General features: G+C 58.5%; 28 protein-coding genes. 20 read left to right on the top strand and 8 right to left on the bottom strand.

The features are described from left to right. Positions 1–34 precede the first annotated feature (34 nt). From FQ187_RS13720 to recX, 15 genes are all read left to right on the top strand, one after another. Positions 35–544: a phage baseplate assembly protein V gene (locus tag FQ187_RS13720; RefSeq protein WP_149629907.1), complete on the top strand. Its 510-nt coding sequence runs from the start codon at positions 35–37 to the stop codon at positions 542–544. Next, on the top strand, positions 544–942 hold the full coding sequence (locus FQ187_RS13715; RefSeq protein ID WP_149629906.1) for a phage GP46 family protein: 399 nt from the start codon (positions 544–546) through the stop codon (positions 940–942). Before FQ187_RS13720 ends, FQ187_RS13715 begins: the two co-directional genes overlap by 1 nt. After that, positions 932–1,972: a baseplate J/gp47 family protein gene (locus FQ187_RS13710; RefSeq protein ID WP_149629905.1), complete on the top strand. Its 1,041-nt coding sequence runs from the start codon at positions 932–934 to the stop codon at positions 1,970–1,972. The genes FQ187_RS13715 and FQ187_RS13710 overlap by 11 nt, the downstream gene beginning before the upstream one ends. Continuing rightward, a complete protein-coding gene (locus tag FQ187_RS13705; protein ID WP_149629904.1) occupies positions 1,963–2,562 on the top strand; it encodes a YmfQ family protein in 600 nt (199 codons plus the stop codon). The genes FQ187_RS13710 and FQ187_RS13705 overlap by 10 nt, the downstream gene beginning before the upstream one ends. Before the next feature lie 11 nt (positions 2,563–2,573). Further along, positions 2,574–3,722: a phage tail protein gene (locus tag FQ187_RS13700; protein WP_149629903.1), complete on the top strand. Its 1,149-nt coding sequence runs from the start codon at positions 2,574–2,576 to the stop codon at positions 3,720–3,722. Beyond that, complete coding sequence (locus tag FQ187_RS13695; protein ID WP_149629902.1) at positions 3,719–4,234, top strand: phage tail protein; 516 nt, start codon at positions 3,719–3,721, stop codon at positions 4,232–4,234. The genes FQ187_RS13700 and FQ187_RS13695 overlap by 4 nt, the downstream gene beginning before the upstream one ends. 135 nt (positions 4,235–4,369) lie before the next feature. Continuing rightward, positions 4,370–5,467 carry a phage tail protein gene (locus tag FQ187_RS13690; RefSeq protein ID WP_149629901.1) on the top strand — a complete coding sequence of 366 codons (1,098 nt, stop codon included), beginning with the start codon at positions 4,370–4,372 and terminating at the stop codon, positions 5,465–5,467. A gap of 7 nt (positions 5,468–5,474) precedes the next feature. Then, complete coding sequence (locus FQ187_RS13685) at positions 5,475–6,041, top strand: tail fiber assembly protein (protein ID WP_149629900.1); 567 nt, start codon at positions 5,475–5,477, stop codon at positions 6,039–6,041. Positions 6,042–6,063: 22 nt separating this feature from the next. Continuing rightward, positions 6,064–6,963 carry a phage tail protein gene (locus FQ187_RS13680; protein WP_134418774.1) on the top strand — a complete coding sequence of 300 codons (900 nt, stop codon included), beginning with the start codon at positions 6,064–6,066 and terminating at the stop codon, positions 6,961–6,963. Next, positions 6,964–7,410, top strand: coding sequence for a phage tail assembly chaperone (locus tag FQ187_RS13675; RefSeq protein ID WP_149629899.1), 447 nt, complete (start codon positions 6,964–6,966; stop codon positions 7,408–7,410). Between the two features lie 35 nt (positions 7,411–7,445). Beyond that, positions 7,446–8,009: a glycoside hydrolase family 19 protein gene (locus FQ187_RS13670; protein WP_149629898.1), complete on the top strand. Its 564-nt coding sequence runs from the start codon at positions 7,446–7,448 to the stop codon at positions 8,007–8,009. Continuing rightward, complete coding sequence (locus tag FQ187_RS13665; protein ID WP_149629897.1) at positions 7,991–8,527, top strand: lysis system i-spanin subunit Rz; 537 nt, start codon at positions 7,991–7,993, stop codon at positions 8,525–8,527. Before FQ187_RS13670 ends, FQ187_RS13665 begins: the two co-directional genes overlap by 19 nt. 80 nt (positions 8,528–8,607) lie before the next feature. Beyond that, the gene (locus FQ187_RS13660) at positions 8,608–9,108 is read left to right on the top strand and encodes a CinA family protein (RefSeq protein ID WP_134418778.1); all 501 of its coding nucleotides are present in this window, start codon (positions 8,608–8,610) and stop codon (positions 9,106–9,108) included. An 83-nt stretch (positions 9,109–9,191) separates the two neighbouring features. Next, positions 9,192–10,244: a recombinase RecA gene (gene recA, locus FQ187_RS13655; protein WP_007907270.1), complete on the top strand. Its 1,053-nt coding sequence runs from the start codon at positions 9,192–9,194 to the stop codon at positions 10,242–10,244. A gap of 8 nt (positions 10,245–10,252) precedes the next feature. Further along, on the top strand, positions 10,253–10,720 hold the full coding sequence (gene recX, locus FQ187_RS13650) for a recombination regulator RecX (protein ID WP_046046277.1): 468 nt from the start codon (positions 10,253–10,255) through the stop codon (positions 10,718–10,720). A gap of 39 nt (positions 10,721–10,759) precedes the next feature. Here the strand turns inward: recX and FQ187_RS13645 are convergent, their stop codons facing one another. Beyond that, positions 10,760–11,878, bottom strand: coding sequence for a TIGR00730 family Rossman fold protein (locus FQ187_RS13645; RefSeq protein WP_149629896.1), 1,119 nt, complete (start codon positions 11,876–11,878; stop codon positions 10,760–10,762). Between the two features lie 366 nt (positions 11,879–12,244). Here FQ187_RS13645 and FQ187_RS13640 point away from each other — a divergent pair, with 366 nt between their 5' ends. Next, positions 12,245–12,439, top strand: coding sequence for a hypothetical protein (locus tag FQ187_RS13640; protein WP_095128071.1), 195 nt, complete (start codon positions 12,245–12,247; stop codon positions 12,437–12,439). Here the strand turns inward: FQ187_RS13640 and FQ187_RS13635 are convergent, their stop codons facing one another. Continuing rightward, on the bottom strand, positions 12,440–12,865 hold the full coding sequence (locus tag FQ187_RS13635) for a PA3611 family quorum-sensing-regulated virulence factor (protein ID WP_149629895.1): 426 nt from the start codon (positions 12,863–12,865) through the stop codon (positions 12,440–12,442). Positions 12,866–13,054: 189 nt separating this feature from the next. On the opposite strand from FQ187_RS13635, the gene FQ187_RS13630 reads away from it, so the two are divergent. From FQ187_RS13630 to FQ187_RS13620, 3 genes are all read left to right on the top strand, one after another. Then, positions 13,055–13,789, top strand: a complete 735-nt coding sequence (locus tag FQ187_RS13630) for a tRNA-uridine aminocarboxypropyltransferase (RefSeq protein WP_149629894.1) — start codon at positions 13,055–13,057, stop codon at positions 13,787–13,789. A 233-nt stretch (positions 13,790–14,022) separates the two neighbouring features. Next, complete coding sequence (gene erdR, locus FQ187_RS13625) at positions 14,023–14,670, top strand: response regulator transcription factor ErdR (protein ID WP_149629893.1); 648 nt, start codon at positions 14,023–14,025, stop codon at positions 14,668–14,670. Between the two features lie 80 nt (positions 14,671–14,750). Then, positions 14,751–15,113, top strand: coding sequence for a diacylglycerol kinase (locus FQ187_RS13620; protein ID WP_129441703.1), 363 nt, complete (start codon positions 14,751–14,753; stop codon positions 15,111–15,113). Here the strand turns inward: FQ187_RS13620 and FQ187_RS13615 are convergent. Further along, positions 15,110–16,036, bottom strand: coding sequence for a LysR family transcriptional regulator (locus FQ187_RS13615; RefSeq protein ID WP_149629892.1), 927 nt, complete (start codon positions 16,034–16,036; stop codon positions 15,110–15,112). The genes FQ187_RS13620 and FQ187_RS13615 overlap by 4 nt on opposite strands. Positions 16,037–16,184: 148 nt before the next feature. On the opposite strand from FQ187_RS13615, the gene fpr reads away from it, so the two are divergent. After that, positions 16,185–16,964, top strand: coding sequence for a ferredoxin-NADP reductase (gene fpr / locus FQ187_RS13610; RefSeq protein WP_003443014.1), 780 nt, complete (start codon positions 16,185–16,187; stop codon positions 16,962–16,964). 53 nt (positions 16,965–17,017) lie between these two features. On the opposite strand, the gene tsaA is transcribed toward fpr, so the two are convergent. The 5 genes from tsaA to FQ187_RS13585 all read right to left on the bottom strand — a co-directional run bounded on the left by tsaA (position 17,018) and on the right by FQ187_RS13585 (position 20,693). Further along, positions 17,018–17,728, bottom strand: a complete 711-nt coding sequence (tsaA, locus tag FQ187_RS13605) for a tRNA (N6-threonylcarbamoyladenosine(37)-N6)-methyltransferase TrmO (RefSeq protein WP_149629943.1) — start codon at positions 17,726–17,728, stop codon at positions 17,018–17,020. Between the two features lie 57 nt (positions 17,729–17,785). Then, positions 17,786–18,556, bottom strand: a complete 771-nt coding sequence (locus FQ187_RS13600; RefSeq protein ID WP_149629891.1) for an SDR family oxidoreductase — start codon at positions 18,554–18,556, stop codon at positions 17,786–17,788. 216 nt (positions 18,557–18,772) lie between these two features. After that, complete coding sequence (locus tag FQ187_RS13595) at positions 18,773–19,243, bottom strand: DUF1456 family protein (RefSeq protein WP_008153972.1); 471 nt, start codon at positions 19,241–19,243, stop codon at positions 18,773–18,775. Between the two features lie 75 nt (positions 19,244–19,318). Next, complete coding sequence (locus tag FQ187_RS13590; protein ID WP_010462687.1) at positions 19,319–20,029, bottom strand: rRNA pseudouridine synthase; 711 nt, start codon at positions 20,027–20,029, stop codon at positions 19,319–19,321. A gap of 190 nt (positions 20,030–20,219) precedes the next feature. Continuing rightward, positions 20,220–20,693 (bottom strand): GNAT family N-acetyltransferase, encoded by a 474-nt coding sequence (locus tag FQ187_RS13585; RefSeq protein WP_149629890.1) that lies wholly within the window; start codon positions 20,691–20,693, stop codon positions 20,220–20,222. Between the last annotated feature and the right edge of the window lie 77 nt (positions 20,694–20,770).

The following is a 20,770-nucleotide window of genomic DNA, read 5'->3' as shown; positions in this document are numbered from 1 at the left end:
ACCCCGCCAGCCTCGCTCCTACAAGGTAATCAACATGAGCCTACTGACACGCCTCCTGGCGCGCGGCACTGTCGTGCTCGCCAACTCGGCTACCAAGCTTCAATCCCTGCAAATGCGCCTCACCGCCGGCGAAGTGAACGACGACATGGAGCACTTCGAACCCTACGGTTTCACCAGCAATCCGCTGGCCGGCGCTGAAGGCATCGCCACGTTTCTGGGCGGTGATCGCTCTCACGCCATCGTGCTGGTGGTCACCGATCGCCGCTATCGCCTCAAGGCACTGGCCCAGGGCGAAGTGGCGATCTACACCGACGAAGGCGACAAGATCCACTTCAAGCGTGGACGGATCATCGACATCGAAACCGCCACCCTGAACATCCGCGCCAGTACTGCCGTAAACATCGACACACCGACCATGACCCAGACCGGCAAGATTGTCTCTCAGGGCGATCAGATTGCCGGTGGCATCAGCCAGATCAAGCACGTGCACGTCGGCGTGCAGGCGGGCAACGGCCAGACCGGCGTGCCGGCGGGAGGCCAGTGATGTTTATCAGCCAGAACCTCCACGCCGCATTGACCCGTTCGGTGCTGATCAGCCTCTTCACTTGGCGCCGCGCCGCCGATGACGATGCCCTCGATGATGCAGAACGTTTCGGCTGGTGGGGCGACACCTTTCCTACGGTTGCGGACGACCGAATCGGATCGCGACTGTGGCTGCTGCGCCGGGTCAAGTTAACGCGACAGACCCAGATGGACGCCGAGTTCTATGCCCGCGAAGCCTTGCAATGGCTGATCGATGACGGCCATTGCAGCGCCATCGACATCATCAGCGAACGCCTCGACGCCGAGCGACTGAACTTGCGCACGGTCCTGACCCTGGCCGACGGCGAGCGTCTGGACATCAACCCTGATAACAGTTGGCAGGTGATCTATGCCGTTTGAAACCCCTTCGCTGCCGGTGCTGATCAAACGCACCCAAAGCGACCTGGCCAGCGATTCGCTGCGCCAGTCCGATGCGCAAGTGCTGGCCCGCACCCTCGGTGGCGCCGCCTATGGCCTGTATGGCTATCTGAACTGGATCGCCGAGCAGATCCTCCCGGACAAGGCCGATGAGTCGACCCTGGAACGGATCGCCGCACTGCGTCTGAACCAGCCGCGCAAAGCCGCGCAATCGGCCAGTGGCAGCGTCAGTTTTACCGCCAGCGCTGGCGCTGTGCTGGACGTCGATACTCTGCTGCAATCGAACGACGGTCGCATTTACAAAGTCACTTCCGCCCGCACCACCAGCAATAGCTTGAACAGCACCACCATCGCCGCCCTCGACGCCGGCAGCCTCGGGAATGCCGACGCCGGCATGACGCTGATTCCGGTGCAGCCGATTCTGGGCATTATCGGCAACAGCTTCACGGTGCTGGCGCCGGGGTTGACCGGCGGTATTGCTCGGGAAAGTCTGGAGTCCCTGCGGTCCCGGGTGATTCGTTCTTACCGGATCATTCCTCACGGCGGTTCGGCGCAAGACTACGAAACCTGGGCGCTCGAATGTCCGGGAGTGACCCGTGCCTGGTGTCGCGGCAGCTATCCTGGCCCCGGCATTGTCAGTCTGTACATCATGCGGGATGACGATGCGCAACCCGTCCCCAATCCCGAGCAACTGGCTGAAGTCCAGGCCTACATCGAACCTCTGCGGCCAGTCACCGCCGAGTTGCGTGTGTTGCCACCGGTACAAGTGCCAGTGACTTACCGACTGAGTCTGAAGCCCGACACCACGGCCGTTCGCGCTGCCGTTGAGGCGCAACTGCGCGATCTGCATAACCGCGAAGGCGGCCTGGGCGACACCCTGCTGGTGAGTCACATCCGTGAAGCCATCAGCAGCGCGACCGGTGAAAGTGATCACGATCTCAAGTCGCCTACCGCCGACGTCGATGCTGCGAGCAACCAGTTGCTGACCTTCGGAGGTTGCGTATGGCAGTGATCAGAACCGCCGCGCAATACCACGCCCAACTGCGCAGCCTGCTACCCAGCGGTCCCGCGTGGGACCCCGAGCGGGTCCCGGAACTCGAAGAAGTCCTTGAAGGCGTCGCCCAGGAACTGGCCCGCCTCGACGCTCGCGCCGCCGACCTGCTCAACGAAATGGACCCCGCCGGCGTCAGCGAACTGGTGCCGGATTGGGAGCGGGTGATGAACCTGCCCGACCCGTGCCTGGGCGCAACGCCACTGTTCGACGACCGCCGCCTCGCCGTACGCCGGCGACTGCTCGCTGTTGGCAGCCAGGCCATCAGCTACTACGTCGAGATCGCCAAGAGTCAGGGTTACCCGAACGCCACCATCACCGAGCTTGAAGTCCCGCGAATGGGACGGGCCCGGTTTGGCCAGGCGCATTTCGGAACCTGGCAGGCGCATTTCATGTGGACGCTCAACACCGGTGGCCGCCTGCTGCTGGGCCGACGTTTCGGCGCCAGTTATTGGGGCGAACGCTTCGGCATGAACCCGGGTTCTGCACTGGAATGCCAAATCCATCGCAGCTCACCGGCGCATACCAAGGTGCACATCAATTATGACTAGGGAGTAGAGGAATGGATTATCCGAAAAGTGTGCCCAGCGCCGGGTTGGTGAATGGGAAGTTTGTGGATGAGAACCCGTTGACCGGGACGCCGGGGTCGTTGATTCCGGCGGCTTGGGGGAATGGGGTGACGGAGGAAATCGTGAACGTCATCAAGGCCGGGGATTTGACGCCGGATGAGACGAAGTACGACCAGTTGCTGCAAGCAATTCAGAGCGTGTCCGCCAAGGGTTGGAATCTGGATTCGGCATTGCCGATTGGGTCGTTGCCGCCGGCTACAGTGGCGACGGCTGATGGGCGTTTGCCGGTGACGCCGGCGGCAGTTTCGACCAGCGGCGGCCGGGTGTCGATTCCGGCGGGGGTATTGGTCAGCATTGGGCAGGAAGTCGTCGCGGGGCAGTTGGGCAGGGCGCGGACGTTTACCACCCAAGCGTGGAGCAGTGATTTGTTGCCGGCCTCCAGCTACTTTCTGCGGGCGCAGGTGATCGGTGGTGTGCTGACGTTCTACATGCAGCGCGGAACAATCTATGACACCGCGCCCGAAGGTTTGAGGGGCACTGTCAATGGTGGGGCGGGGGGCGGTTATCAGTCCACGCCGCTGGACATCTGCATTGCCTGGGTGATGACGGCTGCGCCGGGTTCCGTGCCGGTCATCAGGCCGATCTACAACCGTAACCGGTTGGCGTGGACGCAAACCGTCAACGGCAACGGTGTGGTTTACCTGCCTCTGGATCCTCATGCCCGGGCGGCACGTCTGGTGGTGGGGAACCCGACGCCTTCGGCGACGGAGATCTCCGGGGTGTCGTTTGCGCCAACGGGTTGGGTTGGCGGCAACTACTGCTTTCTCTCACCGGCGCTGACCACCAGTTCCAATCACGATGGTGGTTGGACGAACCCGATGCCGTGCGTGATCTTTACCAATAACTTTGTCAACGACGCCACGGTCACGACCCTGACCGCCAGTTTCGACCATTCGCAATTGCGCTCGTTGTGGCAGTCCTATCAGGCTGAACACATGCTCGGTTCGACCAGCGCCGTCAGCGATGAATTGCTGTTCAGTATGGGGATCAAGAACCACCCCGTGTCTGATTACGCCACTGGAATCGCGGTCAACTTCTCGGCGGCAGTCAATGTCAGTCTTTCTTGGGAGTTGATTCGATGAACGTTATTCAAGAGCTTCATCAGTTCGAGGACGGACTACGTCCTGCACAGCCTTCTGCCGCCCATGATTGGGACGGTGACAAATGGTTTCTGGACGCCGCGAAAGTCGCCCAGTTGGAACAACAGGAAACCGAACGCCTGTGCGCCAAAGTCGATGCTGTTGCAGACAAAGCACGCACTGCTCTGGCCGGTGATCCACTCAAGGCAATGGAATATGCCCAGGCCACCGTTGCCGCCCAAGCCTACAAGGACGCGGGTTACCCGAAAAAAGACGTGCCGATGGCCGTCTCCGCATGGGTCGTTAAAGGCCGGACGGCAAAGCAGGCCGCTGAGCAGATCCTGAGCAAAGCCGCACAGCTCAGCGACAATCTGCTGACCCTGCGCACCTTGCGCCTCAAGGCCAAAATACAAATCCGCGCGCATGCGGCCAAGGGCAAGATAAATCTGGCCCGCAGCGCTGGCGATGAAGCATTGGTGGCTATTCGTGAGTTCGTCAGCGGTCTGGCTGACTAGACAAACGCCATTCAACTCCCCTGTTCAGGCCCACGTACTTGTGGGCCTTTTTCTTTCTTGAAAAACCGTGGGCGCTATTGCACCGCTAACTGCGTCGACACGGACCATTTGTTATTTCTGAGGAACGAAAGACGTATGGATTATCCAAAAAGCGTCCCCAGCGTCGGGCTGGTCAATGGCCGGTTCGTTGATGAAAACCCCGTGGCCGGGACGCCGGGATCGTTGATCCCGGCTGTCTGGGGCAACAGCGTTACCCAAGAGATTGTGAGTGTGATCGAAGGCGGCGGACTGGTTGCCTCTGAAGGGGATACCAGCCAGTTGCTCAAGGCCATTCAGGCGATTGTCGGCAGGTCCAGCCCGACCCGTTCGGTGGTGACTCGGCTCAGTACATCCAAGCCACTGAGTGAGCAAGAACTCGGTTTAGTGCTGATCGACGGCAGCCCCGGTGCCATGACGGTCACTCTGCCCGCGGCCGATGCCGGACTTGGTGTGCGCGACGTCATTCTGCGTCGCTTGGATAACAGCGGCAATCGCCTTGTCGTCCGGGCCGCCGGCACGGATCGCATTCGATTCCATACCCAACTCTCGCCGTCCGGCTATCCCTTTCTGGTATTGATGGGAAGCGGTGACTGGTGGCATTTGCGCAGTACTGGTGATGGCAACTGGTGGCCGGTCGGGCGGTATGATGCCACCCCTCTCGGGCGGCAGGTGTTGGACACGACTGTGCTGATCAGTCCGGGCGGTTATGGCGCGCTGAATGGCAGTCTGTTGTTGCGCAGCGAATGGCCCTGGCTGTGGGACTTCGCCCAGTCGTCCGGGGCACTGATTACCGAAGCCGGTCGCGCGGGCAGGGAGGGCGGATGGACCAGTGGCGATGGCGCGCTGAACTTTCGCATTCCGGAAGTGCGTGGCGAGTTTCTGCGTGTGCTTGATGAGTCCAGAGGTCTGGATGTCGGGCGCGCAGCGGGCAGCCTTCAGGGGCATTCCCTACAAAGCCATAACCACTATCTGCCAACCAGTACGGGTTCTTCCTTTCGTCCGGCACCTGCGATTCCGGATGGCATCTGGAATGTTTCAAGTGACGTCAATTTTTACCCAACCAGTGGAACGATCGCGACGACGTACCCCAATCCGGCGTTCGATTCCGATACCTACATCGGCAACATCGGCAATTTTTCGGGAGAAACCCGCCCGCGAAACATCGCTTATCCCGGCCGTGTCAAACTGATCTGAGGTACACATGTTCAATTATCTTATGGACGACAGCGGTGCGCTGTCCGGGCCTGTCGAGTTTCCGGTCGTGCCGGGTGTCGGCGTGCAACTGCCGAGCAATGCTATGGCATTGAGTATCGAACTTTCTCCACTGCCCGGCGGATTTGCCTGGGCTTATGTCAAGGGGGCCTTGCAACAGCAAGCCGACTTTCGCGGTGATGTCTATCGCACCGACACGGGTCTCAGGGAAACATGGACAACGTTGGGAGAGTTGCCGGAAGGTTTTACCGCGCAGCCGTGGCCGGGCGGTTTTCACAGGTGGATCGATAACGCGTGGCAAGTCGATGAAGCGGCCCGGTTGATGGATCTCAAAAAAGTTATTCTCGCCCAACGCGATACTCTTCTTCGTGACGCTGTAGTGCGCATTACGCCCCTCCAATACGCCGAAGACATCGGCGATGCCAGTCATGAAGAGCAACTGCAATTGCTGGAATGGAAACTCTACAGCGTGGAGTTGAATCGCATCGAGCAACAGGCCAGTTTCCCCAGTGAGATCACTTGGCCTGTTGTGCCTGGCTCGGCGGAACAAGCCTGAGTTCTACACAAGGAAAAGTGCAATGGATTATCCAAGAAGTGTACCCAGCGCCGGGTTGGTGAATGGGAAGTTTGTCGATGAAGACCCTGTGACAGGTGCGCCTGGGTCTTTAATTCCGGCAAGTTGGGGTAATGGAATAACCCAGGAAGTAGTAAGTGTTATCCAGGCCGCTGGAATAACCCCTGCGGAAGGGATCAATAATCAGCTTCTTACAGCATTGCGGGGCAGTGGTCTGTTTGTCACTGCCCCGCAATTCGACAATGACAATACCGTCGCAACAACTGAGTTTGTAACCCGTAGCGGGCTGCAATATTCAGGTTTTGCGTCTTATGGCGTGGGTACTGCGCTGACAGCGTCCAATGTGGGGGGAGTTGCCAGCTTCTCCAGTGCCGCACCGATAACGACGACGTTACCTGCGACCACCGGAATTGCGCATGCGAGTACCCTGCATGTCATCAATGCCGGGTCGGGAGCGCTGACAGTAACGACTGCTGGCGGTGCGGACATCATCAAGCTATCCAACGGGGCGACCGGCCCGATCATTCTGGGGCTGGGAGATACGGCGGAGTTCATCAAGCTGGACAATCAGTGGCGTCTGGCAGGTGGCACGATCAGCCTGAGATATTCGCCGTTGTTCTCGGGTATGACCGGCAACCCCGGTTACCAGAAGTACTCCAGCGGCAATATCGATCAATGGGGTTACGGTACGACAGATGCCAACGGGGAGGTATTTGTCAGCTTTCCGATTTCGTTTCCAACCGCCTTTGTTTCTGTCGTTGCTACACATGTCGGCGGTGATGGCGCGATGGTCATCATGTTGGCTAATACAGCCACGAAACAGGGCTGCCGATTGAAGGTTCGGGACATGGGTGGCTCTGTCAGGGCCGGATGGGGTGTCACGTATTTTGCCAAGGGCTACTAAATGAACGAGTTCAATGTTTTGTTTAGCGCGAGTACTTGCGGTGTTTACGTTCCAGGAATCAATACGTCGGATATTCCTTCCGATGTCATTGAGATTCCACAGGCGTACTGGGTTTCGCTCCTCCAGCAACTGGCAGTAACCCCGAAGTTGATTTCGGTGCGGGCCGATAATGGCTATCCCGTTCTTGTGGATACACCGCCTCTTGTGCCGGAGGAAGCAGCGAAGGCCGAGCGTCTTTGGCGTGATAGCCAGTTATCGGCCACTGACAGTATGGTCGCTCGCGACAGGGACGAACTGGAGGACGGCGGCGGTACAACATTGACCACTGATCAATACGCCGAATTGCAGGCCTATCGCCGTGCACTTCGGGATTGGCCGCAAGGGTCATTCTTTCCTTTCAGCGAGCATCGACCCAGTGCGCCACTTTGGCTGGCTGGATATCTTTGACACGAACCAGACGCTCATCAGGGCCTGGGGGCTATATGACCGTTACGCAGCAACAACTACAGATCGTTATGCCCAACGCCCGCTCACAAGCGGGCGTTTTCATTTCTGTCCTGAACACCGCCATGGCTCACCGCAACATCAATACCCCGAAACGCATCGCCGCCTTCCTCGCGCAAATCGGTCACGAATCGGGGCAGTTGCAGTACGTACGTGAGTTGGGCAGTACTCAATACCTGAGCAAATACGACACCGGCACCCTGGCCGCCCGTTTGGGTAACACTCCGGAACCCGATGGCGACGGCCAAAAGTACCGTGGCCGAGGCCTGATTCAGATCACTGGTCGCGACAATTACTATCAGTGCAGTCTCGGACTCTTCGGTGATGATCGTTTACTATTTTTGCCGGAACTACTGGAACAACCCCAATGGGCCGCCGAATCGGCAGCTTGGTTCTGGGACCAGAACGGCCTGAACGAACTGGCCGACCGCGACCAGTTCAACAGCATCACCCGTCGTATCAACGGCGGCCTGAACGGGCTGCAAGACCGTTTGCAACTCTGGGCGCGGGCGAGGGCGGTGTTATGCCAGCCTTCGGTTTGATCCCGATGTCTTGCCGCGTCATTGGCGTTGTTGTGTTTCTGGCTGTGTTGGCCGGTGGTTCAGCGGCGCTGGCCTGGCAGTTTCAGGATTGGCGTTATGGCCGGCAACTGGCGGAGCTGACCAGCGTGCAAGCTGAGACTCTGAATCAACTGACGCTGGCAGCCGCAACGCAGCAAGAGGCCGAGCAGAACAAGCGTCTGGCGCTGGAGCAGCGTCTTTCGACCAGCGAACAAACCCATTACCGAGCGCTTAGCGATGCCCAACGTGATCAAGGTCGCCTGCGCGATCGTCTTGCCACTGCTGATGTGCGCCTGTCAGTCCTCCTCGATGCCCATGACGCTGCCTCTGTCTGTGCAGTGCCAACCGCCTCCGGAGCCAGCCGCGTGGATCATGGAGCAGCGCGCGCCCGACTTGACCCGGCGCATGCTCAACGAATTGTCGCCATCACCGACGCCGGCGACCGCGGACTGATTGCCTTGCAGGCCTGTCAGGCTTATATCAGAGCCCTCGCTCGCTAACATTTTGATCGATCCTGCGCCTTGCAAGCGCTATCCGCTCGTGTACGGTAGTTCTCATTCCGCTTGCTCAGGAGATGACCGTGAAAGAAATCACCCAACTGGCCGCTGAACTTGGCAGGCGCTTGCAGGTTCTCAATGCCCACGTCACTGCCGCCGAGTCCTGTACCGGCGGCGGGATCAGCGAGGCGATCACCCGGGTTCCGGGGAGTTCGGCGTGGTTCGAGGCTGGTTATGTCACCTATTCCAATCGCCAGAAAACCGAGCAATTGAATGTCCCGGTCGAGTTGTTTGCGACGGTGGGGGCGGTCAGTCGCGAGGTGGTCGAGGCCATGGTCCGAGGCGCGCAGGAAAAAAGCCGGGCGCGATTTGCCGTGGCGGTCAGCGGTGTGGCGGGACCGGATGGCGGTTCGCCGAGCAAGCCGGTGGGCACCGTGTGGCTGGCCTGGGGCGTTGGAGAACAGGTGTTCAGCGAGGTGCAGTACTTTCCCGGCAACCGTGACGAGGTCCGCCGACAAACGGTGAAGGCCGCGCTAGAGGGGCTGCTGCGCCATGCCGCAGGAGAAATCTCAAATCAGGGGTAGGCGATCCTGAAACGCTGTGGAATAATACTGGCTACTTATACAGGTGTTGGCCGTCAGGCCTTATTGATTACGTGAGGACTTTAATGGACGACAACAAGAAGAAAGCCTTGGCTGCGGCCCTGGGTCAGATCGAACGTCAATTCGGCAAGGGTGCCGTAATGCGTATGGGCGATCAGGACCGTCAGGCGATCCCGGCTATCTCCACTGGCTCTCTGGGTCTGGACATCGCGCTCGGCATTGGCGGTCTGCCAAAAGGCCGTATCGTTGAAATCTACGGTCCTGAATCCTCCGGTAAAACCACGCTGACACTGTCGGTGATCGCCCAGGCTCAAAAAGCCGGCGCGACCTGCGCATTCGTCGATGCTGAACACGCCCTCGACCCTGAATACGCCGGCAAACTGGGCGTCAACGTCGACGACCTGCTGGTTTCGCAGCCGGATACCGGCGAGCAAGCCCTGGAAATCACCGACATGCTGGTGCGTTCCAACGCCGTTGACGTGATCATCGTCGACTCCGTGGCGGCTCTGGTTCCAAAGGCTGAAATCGAAGGCGAAATGGGTGACATGCACGTGGGCCTGCAAGCCCGACTGATGTCCCAGGCGCTGCGTAAAATCACCGGTAACATCAAGAACGCCAACTGCCTGGTTATCTTCATCAACCAGATCCGTATGAAAATCGGCGTGATGTTCGGCAGCCCGGAAACCACCACCGGTGGTAACGCGCTGAAGTTCTACGCTTCGGTTCGTCTGGATATCCGCCGTACCGGCGCGGTGAAAGAAGGTGACGAGGTTGTCGGTAGCGAAACCCGCGTCAAGGTTGTGAAGAACAAGGTGGCTTCGCCGTTCCGTCAGGCCGAGTTCCAGATTCTTTACGGCAAGGGTATCTATCTCAATGGCGAGATGATCGATCTAGGTGTTCTGCACGGTTTCGTTGAGAAGTCCGGCGCCTGGTATGCCTATGAAGGCACCAAGATCGGTCAGGGCAAGGCTAACTCGGCCAAGTTCCTGGCAGACAATCCGGAAATCGCCGCCAAGCTCGAAAAGCAACTGCGCGACAAGTTGCTGACTCCAGCGCCGGACGTTAAAGCATCGCCAGTCAAAGAGACGGCTGATGACCTGGCTGACGCTGATATCTGATTGATCCGATGACCGCCGTACTCGATACACTCGTCGCGGTGCGGCGAACCGCAATGGACCTGCTCGCGCGACGCGAGCACGGTCGAGTCGAGTTGACGCGTAAACTGCGTCAACGCGGCGCCCTCCCTGAAATGATCGACACGGCACTCGACCGTTTGACGGAAGAAGGCCTGCTGTCCGAATCCCGTTATCTCGAAAGCTTTGTTTCCTACCGGTCCCGTTCCGGTTATGGCCCTTTGCGTATTCGTGAAGAGTTGAGCCAGCGCGGCCTGCAACGTACCGACATCGAACTTGCCTTGCGCGAGAGCGGTATCAACTGGCAGGAACAACTGGAAGACACCTGGCGGCGAAAGTTTTCCGGGCATTTGCCGATAGACGCCCGGGAACGAGCCAAACAAGGCAGGTTCCTGAGTTATCGGGGATATTCCATGGAAATGATCAGCCGCTTGTTCAGCGGCCGAGGGATGGACGATTGACTGACGGCTCGCTATTTCGATAGCGGGCCGTTTTTTTATCTACGTAACCTTGGACGGTTCCCGAGTGCGCTGTTGCGCCTGGGGTTGGGATTGCGTCCAGTTTTCCGGCAGGTTGATGTAGTCCACCAGTTCCCGCAGGCGTCCATGATCACGGGCGTTAAAGGTGAAGGCGAGTCGCGCCAGGTGGCTGAACTGCGGTTCGTCGTGTTCCTCTCCGCTGTAGGCATGTTGATGGAAATGATCGCTCAGACACAGGTCGGCAAATGCCTCCTGCATGTGTTCGAGCGCCTGGTCGCTGAGCTTGTGATTCATGCGGATCACGAATTGATGTTTGAGCCAGCGGCTGGAGTGGAAGTTGCTGTAGAACTGGTTGATCTGCTCCACAGCCTCTTCCGCGCTGTAGACCAGACTGACGAGCTTCATATCGGTCGGCAGGATGTAGCGATTTTCCTCCAGTTGATGGTGAATGAAGTCCAGCGCGCCTTGCCAGAATTTGCCGCCGGGAGCGTCCAGCAATATCACGGGCACCAGCGGGCTTTTGCCAGTCTGGATCAGTGTCAGCACTTCCAGCGCTTCATCCAGGGTACCGAAACCGCCAGGGCACAGGACCAGCGCATCGGCTTCCTTGACGAAGAACAGCTTGCGGGTAAAGAAGAAGTGGAAGGGCAGCAGGTTGGTGGTGCCATTCACGGTGGGATTGGCATGTTGCTCGAAGGGCAGGGTGATATTGAATCCCAGGCTGTGTGCCAGGCCAGCACCTTCGTGGGCCGCCGCCATGATGCCACCACCGGCACCGGTGATGACCATCAGGTCTGAGCGCGCCAGCGCGGCACCAAGTTCTCGGGCCAGACCATACAGCGGATGTTCTATCGGTGTTCGGGCCGAGCCAAAAACGGTGACCTTGCGGCGCCCCCTGAATTGCTCCAGAACACGGAAAGCGTGCTCCAGTTCACGCAGGGCTTGAAGGGTGATCTTGGCATTCCAGCGGTTATGATCTTCCTGGGCCATGCGCAGCACGGTCAGGATCATGTCGCGGTAGATCGGGATGTTCGGGCTGTTTGGTGAAACCAGGTTGAGTTGCTCTTCGACCTTGTTGATGAGGTCGTGGCCGCTTTCTTCAAAATGACGGCTCAGGAGGTCATTCGGTTGGTAAGGCATCAACTTCTCCTTCCATACAGGCTCTATTTTTCCCTTGGATGAAGGAAACATTCGCACAACAAGACGCGCAATGGGCAGCTCCTTTCCTGCCCTGAAAAGTAAACGTGAACACTATGAATCTAGACCCTCGCAGAGATTTTCGCTGACTTGATCATTGCGCCGCAAAGTCTTTCCTGGCAACCGCTTATTGGAGATTTGCAAGGTGCTTTCACCGCTCGTCTGAACGTAAGCCGAGTGTCTGACAGTCTGATTTACTAAAAGACAGGCATGACACGACAACTTTGCGTCAAAGGCAGGACGCACGTTACAAGCGGTTCAAGGAATTTATCGCTCAAGCAAGGGCGAGGTGCAGGGAGGCGGGATGTTATGGCCAGAGTCATTCTGGAGATCGATACGCAACTGTATCGATTGCTGAAATCATCAGCCGAGACCAATCATTTGAGTCTCGAAGAAGAGTGCTGCCGACGTCTGGAGGGGGCCGACCGACGTTCCCGTTATTTGCAGGCGTTGTTGGCAGAACTGCGCGCCGAGGATGAACAGCGGCGCGCCACTTCCCGATGATTACTTCTTCTTGGCCGGAGCCGCTTTCGGGCAGTCCGATTCCTGATAGCTGGCGGAGCCGACTGAGCGGTTGGTCTTCACCTCAGTGAAGTCGTAACGCATGACCGCGCCCTTGGCCATCAGTTTGCGGAACGATGGGTTGTTGCATACAGAGGCGCCAAGCTGGAAATACACGGCTTTCGGGTCGGCACGCATCTTGTTGGCGTGGCTGCTTTGTACGCTTAGATGGTTGATCAGCGTGTTGCCTTCGACGGTGTAGCCTTGATCAAGAATGTCTTCGTTGATCGCTCGTGGAGTACCAACACTGCTTTGTGTGGCGACGTTTCGCAGCTCTCTGTTGAGATTCTGCTCACTCAAGGAAGCAGCCTGAGCGCTGAAGGACCACGCCAGCAAAATGGCAGCGGTGGGAACGATAAGGCGCAGCATGAAACTCTCCTGGTTCAGTGACTGGTGGTTCGACCCGTCACATGACTGTGCGTTCAGTGGCGGCGAATTATAGGGGACGAGGCCTGGACGGTACAGGCTTGCACCGGCTGCTCTGATAAACTGCCGCCACTTTCTGCCTTGCCGAGTGTTTTTCGTGTCGATTTCCTTCCCCTGCCGGCGTTGCCTGCGATGAACCCCGCAACCCCACGCTTTGCTGCAAACGCAGTAGCCCGCTTGCGCGATGAGCGAGAGGAAGAGGGCATCAAGCCGATTCAGGCCCGAGGCTGGAGGGCACCGCGTTGCCGAGCCTGCCGCGTGATCGAGAGTCACTGTCTGTGCGCCTGGCGCCCGCAAGTCGAGGCCCGTTCTGGCGTGTGCCTGATCATGACCAACAAGGAAGTGTTCAAACCGAGCAACACCGGTTGGCTGATCGCCGATGTGGTACGCGACAACCATGCATTCATCTGGTCTCGTACGGAGGTTGATGAGCAATTGCTGGCGCTGCTGGCCGACCCGCAATGGCAGCCCTATCTGGTGTTTCCGGGTGAGTACGTCGAACCCGAGCGCGTCACAAACAGCGTCGATGTCGATAGTTCGAAGCGTCCGCTGTTCATTCTGCTGGATGCCACCTGGACAGAAGCCCGGAAGATTTTCCGCAAAAGCCCCTACTTTGATCGGCTTCCGATCCTGAGCCTGTTGCCCGAGAAGCTGTCGCGGTACCGGTTGCGCCGATCGACCCGCAGCGAGCATTTATGCACAGCCGAAGTGGCGGCGTTGTGTCTCGATCTGGCGGGTGATACCGAGGCTGCGTCGGCACTGGACGCTTATTTCGACGTGTTCAGCCAACATTACCTTGATGCCAAACATCAGCTTGAAATGAATGTTTCAACACCAGCACACGCCGAGTTGGTGCCTTTTGTGTAAATCGGCGCCCCTGTCACTCGCTGATTGTCGCCCATACTGCAAAGAACTGTACCGGCCATGCACCTTGACCACCCCGACTTCGCTGGGCATGCTTGGCGCCGATTAGGGCGCGGCCAAGTTTGATACGCCGTATTCTTTACGTGGATAGCCACGTGATTGGCGTTGAACGTGCCCTGTTGGTGCAGCTCCGTGGCTGTACCTTGAGTTGTTTGAAAAACAGGATCATTTGAAAAATGGCCACATACGAAATCCTGATTGCCGATGACCACCCTCTTTTTCGTAGCGCCCTGCATCAAGCGTTGACCCTGGGCCTGGGCCCGGAAGTCCGTCTGGTGGAAGTGGCGAGTATTGCCGAGCTGGAAAACCGTCTGGACGAGAAGTCCGACTGGGATCTGGTGCTGCTGGACCTGAACATGCCGGGGGCCTACGGTTTTTCAGGGCTGGTGCTGTTGCGGGGTCAGTATCCGCAGATTCCGGTGGTCATGGTGTCGGCCCAGGAAGAAGCCTCGATCATGGTCAAGTCCCGTGAATTCGGCGCCAGCGGCTTCATCCCCAAGTCCAGTGATCTGAGCGTCATCCAGAAAGCCGTACGCGCGGTGCTCGATGGTGATGTGTTCTGGCCGCCCCAGGCGTTCGAGGCGGTCAGCGTTTCCGCCGAAGCCAAGGCCGCCAGCGAAGGCCTTGCGAGCCTGACGCCGCAGCAGTTTCGTGTTCTGACCATGGTCTGTGAAGGCTTGTTGAATAAGCAGATTGCCTACGAGCTGAGCGTTTCCGAAGCGACAATCAAGGCGCATGTGACGGCGATTTTTCGCAAGCTGAATGTTCGGACCCGGACCCAGGCAGCGTTGCTTCTGCAACAACTTGAGTCAATTTCGAGCTGATCAGGCGCGGCGCGTTCACGCTTTTTTGACTGTGCTTAATCTAGCCTTCCCACTTCATTTTTTGGTCAGTTGCCCACTTTATGTCACCTTTCAAAGGCCAAACCGGCCTAAAACGCATCCTCAACGCCTCCGGCTATTCGCTGGACGGTTTGCGCGCAGCCTTCACCGGCGAAGCAGCCTTTCGGCAACTGGTGTGGCTCAACGTCATATTGATCCCGCTGTCGTTCTTCCTGAACGTCAGTCGCGTCGAGCAGGCGTTGCTGATTGCGGTCTGCCTGTTGGCGTTGATTGTCGAATTGCTCAATTCTGCAGTGGAAGCGGCCATCGACCGCATTTCCCTTGAGTTGCACCCGTTGTCCAAAAACGCCAAGGACATGGGCAGCGCCGCTCAGTTCGTAGCCTTGAGCATGATCGCGCTGGTCTGGGCAGTGATCCTGCTTTAAGCGATGGTGGGCAGAACGATCTCGTCGCTGCGCTGAACCCCGGCGGTGAAAGCGCGGCACAGGTCGAGGAATTCACGCATCGCCGACGTCTGATATTTCTGTTTGTGCCAGATGAAATAGAACTGCCGCGCCAGATCCAGATCCGGCGTCTCCACGGGCACCAGGCTGCCGCGGCGGAAGGCATCGCGCAGCGCCAGGCAAGAAATGCAGCCAATCCCCAACCCGGACTCCACGGCACGCTTGATCGCTTCGGTGTGTTCCAGTTCCAGTCGGATATTCAGCGAGCTGCGATGGTGACGCATGGCCTGGTCAAAGGTAAGTCGCGTGCCGGAGCCCTGTTCCCGCAGAATCCAGGCCTCGTGGGTCAGCTCTTCCATGGTCGCCGTGCCGCGCTTGGCCAGTGGATGCTGGGGCGCGCAGAACACCACCAGTTCATCCTCGACCCAGCTCTGCACTTCAATGTCCGGATGGCTGCAGTCACCTTCGATTAGACCCAGATCAATTTCATAGTGGGCGACCTGCTGCACAATGTTGGCAGTGTTCTGCACGTGCAGCTTCACCTGGCTTTCCGGATGGCGCTGCATGAAGCTGCCAATCAGCAAGGTGGCCAGGTAATTGCCGATGGTCAGGGTCGCGCCGACCGCCAGAGAGCCGAATCCCGACTTGCCATTGAGCAAGTCTTCGATTTCTTTGGACTGGTCGAGCAGCGCCACCGCTTGCGGCAGCAGCTGTTTGCCGAGGGCGTTGAGGCTCAGCCGTTTGCCGGCGCGGTCGAACAGCTGACAGCTGGACTGACGCTCTAGCTCGGTGATCGAGGTGCTCGCCGCCGATTGCGAGAGGTTGAGCAGACCCGCAGCACGGGATACGCTTTCCTGCTGGGCGACGGCGACGAATACTTGAAGTTGACGGAGAGTAAATCGCATATCTATATAACCGATAACCCTTATCTTAATAATCCAGTTAACAGATATTGTGGCTGCCATTAGAATGCGATGCAATTGCGCACAGCAGCTCATTTTTCGCAGAGCAGGCGCAGAGCATGCGCAGATAATCTCCAGGAGTCCCACGTACATGAGCAACATGAACCACGAGCGTGTCCTCAGTGTTCATCACTGGAACGACACTCTGTTCAGCTTCAAGTGCACCCGAGATCCGGGCCTGCGCTTCGAGAACGGTCAGTTCGTGATGATCGGCCTGCAACAGCCCAACGGCCGGCCGCTCATGCGCGCTTACTCGATTGCCAGCCCGAACTGGGAAGAGCATCTCGAGTTCTTCAGCATCAAGGTGCCTGATGGCCCGCTGACTTCCCAGTTGCAGCATCTGAAGGAAGGCGACGAGATCATCATCAGCAAGAAGCCTACCGGCACCCTGGTACTGGATGACTTGAAGCCTGGCAAACATTTGTACCTGCTCAGCACCGGTACCGGTCTGGCGCCGTTCATGAGCGTCATCCAGGACCCGGAAACCTACGAGCGTTTCGAAAAAGTGATCCTGTGCCACGGCGTACGTTACGTCAACGAAGTCGCTTACCGCGAGTTCATCACCGAGCACTTGCCGCAGAACGAGTTCTTCGGCGAGGCCCTGCGTGACAAGTTGATCTACTACCCGACCGTGACCCGCGAGCCGTTCGAGAACGAAGGTCGCCTGACCGACCTGATGCGCAGCGGCAAGCTGTTCAGCGACATCGGTCTGCCACCGATCAACCCGCAAGACGACCGCGCCATGCTGTGCGGCAGCCCGAGCATGCTCGACGAGACCAGCGAAGTGTTGAACAGCTTCGGCCTGAAAGTGTCGCCGCGGATGCGCGAGCCGGGTGATTACCTGATCGAGCGTGCGTTCGTCGAGAAGTAAGAACACGCAGCACCGAAAAGCCCCCATTGCCTGTGCAGGCAATGGGGGCTTTTTTATGTCCGATGCAGGTTGGAGGCGGGGATGACTTCGAGTACGCGAATAACCCCGGCTTCCGGGTAATGCCAACGTACGTCCAGGTCCCAGAACTGCGCGCCGTATTCCCGTTCGGGTGTAGGAATCTGGTACGCCGGACGTGGGTCTTGTGCCAGGCATTGCTCGATCAGCGCCACCAGCGGTTCTTCAAGGCGCTGAGCATGGCTGTGAGCCTGTTGCAGCGCTGAATCCGCCCACTGCACGGGAATCAGCTGCGGCGCAGCGCTGGCGATGCGGTTGGAGGCCGTATCGATGATGTCGGCGTAAGGCACGTAGGGTTTGATGTCGAGAATTGGCGTGCCGTCCAGCAGGTCGATGCCGGATATCCACAGGCGATCGGCTTCAACCTTGTCCAGCTTCACCACTGATTGGCCGATGCCATTGGGCCGATGCGTCGCGCGGGTGGCGAACACACCCATGGATTTGTTACCGCCGAGACGAGGAGGGCGGACTTTCAGTCGTGGCTTTTCTTCCAGGGCCTGGTGAAACAGGAACAGCAGCCACACGTGGCTGACCTGTTCCAGACCTTGCACCGCATCGCCCTGATCGAACGGCGCCACCAGTTCCAGCACACCGCGAGCGGCCGGAGCCAGTTGTGGTTGGCGCGGGATGGCGAACTTCTCCTTGAAGCAGGAGCGCACGAAGCCGATGGGGGAAACGCTGTAGGTCATGGTCTGGGGTCGAGGCGGGGTGAGGGTGGGCATGATAACCCACGCATCGGGAAGAGATCAGAGGCTAAACCCGCCATCAAGAGGGATGATATTCCCGGTCATGTAAGCGCCGGCCGTGCTCGCCAGACTGATCGCCAGCGCCGCCATCTCTTCCTCCCGGCCCCAGCGTTTCATTGGAATCAACGCCGTGTCGTCGGCCAACGCCTGCTCATCATTGCCGATGTGCTGCGTCATCTTGCTCGGAAAACGCCCCGGTGCGATGACGTTGACGTTGATGTGCTGGCTCACCAGCTCGCGCGCCAGAATCCGTGATAGTTGATGCAGGGCAGCTTTACTTGGCCCGTAGGCATACGCCTGTTCGCCGAAGGACGAAATCCCGGCCACTGAACCGATGTTAATGATCCGTGCTGGATTCGCTGGCGAACCGGCCTTTCGCAGCAGCGGCAAAAACTGCTGAATGCAGTTGAACACCGAGGTCACGTTCAGCTGCATGACCTTTTCCCAGCCCTTGACCGGGTAGCTCTCCAGCGGAGCGCCCCAAGTGGTGCCGGCGTTGTTCACCAGAATATCCAGCTGGGTAATCTGTTCTCCCAAACGTGTGGCCAACTCAAGTACACCTTCTTCAGTGGCGAGATTGGCCGCCACGGCATGGCAGCGACCAAGCGTGCTCAGCTCATCAGCCGTTTGCTGACAGGCTTCCGCATCCCGTGCGCAGACGTACACGGTGGCGCCAGCCTCGACATAAGCCTTGGCGATCATTTTGCCGATACCACGGGTGCCGCCGGTCACCAGGGCGGTGCGGCCTTGCAGGGAAAAGTACGGGTGCATGGCGAATCCTGAGAGCTGAGGGTCAATACACCCTAGTCGTCAGCCGCCGGAAGCGGAGCCACTATTTTTGCGAGGAATGAGGGGCTATACGGTCTTGTAGGAGCTGTCGAGTGCAACGAGGCTGCGATCTTTTGATCTTGTTTTTTAAAATCAAAGTCAAAAGATCGCAGCCTCGTTGCTCTCGACAGCTCCTACACAGTAGATCCGTCTCGCACGTTATTGCGGGCGAACGCGCAGGGTCAGGCCCTTGAGGAAGTTGCGCAGCAACTGGTCGCCGCACGGGCGGTAGTTGGTGTGGCCGAACTTGCGGAACAGCGCGCTCAGCTCAGGCTTGGACACCGGGAACTCGGAGGCCTTGAGGATGGCGTGCATGTCGTCTTCTTTCAGTTCGAAAGCTACACGCAGTTTCTTCAGGATGATGTTGTTGGTCACCGGCACTTCGATCGGCTGCGGCGGACGGCTTTCGTCCTTGCCGCGCTTGAAGATCACCAGCCCATCGAGGAAATGCGCAATGACTTCATCCGGGCAGCGTACGAAGCCTTCCTCGTCTTCCTCTTTCTTGTCGAGGTACGTCACCAGGTCTTCCAGGGCCACGTCCATGCCGCCGAGCTTGATGATCTCGATGACTTTCTTGTCGCTGATGTCGAGCATGTAGCGCACGCTGCGCAGTACGTCGTTATGAATCATGGTGTGCAATCCTGATATTCAGCAGTGGGCGTCGCATAAACAGCGGCGCCAAAATGTGTGGCGGCGTGAAAAGTCTTAGAACTTCTCTTTGCCGGACAGGTAACGCCATTGGCCCAGCGGCACTTTGCCGATGGACACGCCGCCTATGCGGATGCGGCGGATGGCGACAACCTTCAGGCCTACGGCCTGGCAGAACAGGGCGATGACGCCCGGTTGTGGGTTCTTCATCGCAAAACGCAGGCGGTTTTCGTTCTGCCAGCTGGCTTTGACCGGCGGCAGTTCCTTGCCCTTGTAGGTCAGGCCGTGGTTCAGGCGGTTGAGACCGTGAGCCACCATGTCGCCTTCAACTTCGACCACATACTCTTGCTCGATCTTGGCGGAGTCGGCGGTGAGTTTGCGCAGGATCTTCCAGTCCTGGGTGAACACCAAAAGGCCGCTGGCGTTGGCCTGCAAGTCGGTGCTGGCGGTCAGGCGCAGGAAGTGGCCCTTGAGCGGACGTTTGCTGAAGCGGTGTTCTTCGCTCAAGGTCTCGGCGCTGATCGTTGCCATGGCCGTTTCCGCATCCATGCCCACGGGCACGTTCAGCAGGATGGTCACCGGTTCCGGCGCAGTGGCCTTGGCTTCTGGATCGAGCTCGACTTTTTGCGTGTCGACCTTGAACTGCGGCTCGTCGATGACTTCACCGTCCACGGTGACCCAGCCGCCCTCGATGAACAGCTCAGCCTCCCGACGGGAACAGCCGACGAGTTCGATGAGGCGTTTGGAGAGACGAATCGGGTCAGTCATGACAGGGCCGTAACAAAAAAGGGGTGGGCATTGTACCTGCGTGGCGCCGGTTAATCCCGGCTCCATTTGCCGCATTTGCTTTTAATGTGGGAGCGGGCTTGCTCGCGAATGCGGTAGATCAGTCAATTTATCTGTTGAATGACGCACTGCATTCGCGAGCAAGCCCGCTCCCACATTGTTCGATGTTGTGTCAGCCATTGCGTGTCAATTGTTGTGCCCGACGCAAACGCATATGCAGCAGCGGATAAGGCTGGCCCATGCCATCGACTTCCGAGCGGCCGATCACCTCAAAGCCCTGCTTGAAGTAGAATCCCAGCGCCTGCGGGTTCTGCTCGTTGACGTCCAGTTCATCGGCATTCAGGTGTTCCATCGCATAGCGTAGCAACTGCTTGCCCAGGCCTTGACCCCGATGAGCCGGGTCGATGAAGAGCATTTCGATCTTGCCCGCCGCGACGCCGGCGAACCCGGTGATGCGCTGGTGCGGGTCTTTGGTGCAGATCAGCATCACCGCATCGAGGTAGCGCGTCAGCACCAGATTCTTCAGCAGGTCGATGTAGCTGTCCGGCAGAAAGTCATGGGTGGCACGCACCGAGGCTTCCCAGACCTGAGTGAGTTCTTCGTAGTCGCTCTGTTTCGGCGTATGGATGACCGAATGTTGGCGCATGGCCGACTGCCCCTTTTCCTGTGAATGTCGAGAATCCGTTCCTCCCAAAACGATAGACGTAAAAAAGCCCCGCATCT

Origin of the sequence: Pseudomonas sp. ANT_J28 (assembly GCF_008370005.1) — a bacterium.
GTDB lineage: Bacteria > Pseudomonadota > Gammaproteobacteria > Pseudomonadales > Pseudomonadaceae > Aquipseudomonas > Aquipseudomonas frigoris.
This window is presented reverse-complemented; position numbering and strand designations above follow the sequence as displayed.